The following is a 429-nucleotide window of genomic DNA, read 5'->3' as shown; positions in this document are numbered from 1 at the left end:
GATCATCGTGGTCGTCACGATGGACTTCATGGCCCAGGTTCAGTCCTATGTCATGTCGCAGCAGTACGAGTCGTTGCTGAAGAAGGCCAATTTCAAAGGTAACCTGACTTTGCGCTGAGCCGGGTCAGGACAGGCTAGGTATGGCTAAAGACGACGTCATCCAGATGCAGGGTGAGGTAATCGAAAACCTGCCCAATGCGACCTTCAGGGTGAAGCTGGAAAATGGCCATGTCGTACTGGGCCATATCTCCGGGAAGATGCGGATGCACTACATCCGTATCCTGCCGGGGGACAAAGTTACGGTCGAATTGACGCCATACGATCTGTCACGCGCGCGCATCGTCTTCCGGACGAAGTGAGCCGAAACAGGAATTGAAGGAAGAGGAAAATCATGAAAGTGCTGGCTTCTGTTAAGCGCATTTGCCGCAA

1 protein-coding gene is annotated in these 429 nt (G+C 52.9%); it reads left to right on the top strand.

Annotation, left to right across the window (positions count from 1 at the left end):
* Positions 1-140: 140 nt before the first annotated feature.
* Positions 141-359, top strand: coding sequence for a translation initiation factor IF-1 (gene infA, locus F7R11_RS26965; RefSeq protein WP_006577442.1), 219 nt, complete (start codon positions 141-143; stop codon positions 357-359).
* Positions 360-429: the final 70 nt, after the last annotated feature.

The organism is Ralstonia insidiosa, assembly GCF_008801405.1.
GTDB classification, from domain to species: Bacteria; Pseudomonadota; Gammaproteobacteria; order Burkholderiales; family Burkholderiaceae; genus Ralstonia; species Ralstonia insidiosa.
The sequence above is the reverse complement of the archived record's forward strand: the minus strand, read 5'-3'. Positions and strand labels throughout refer to the sequence as shown.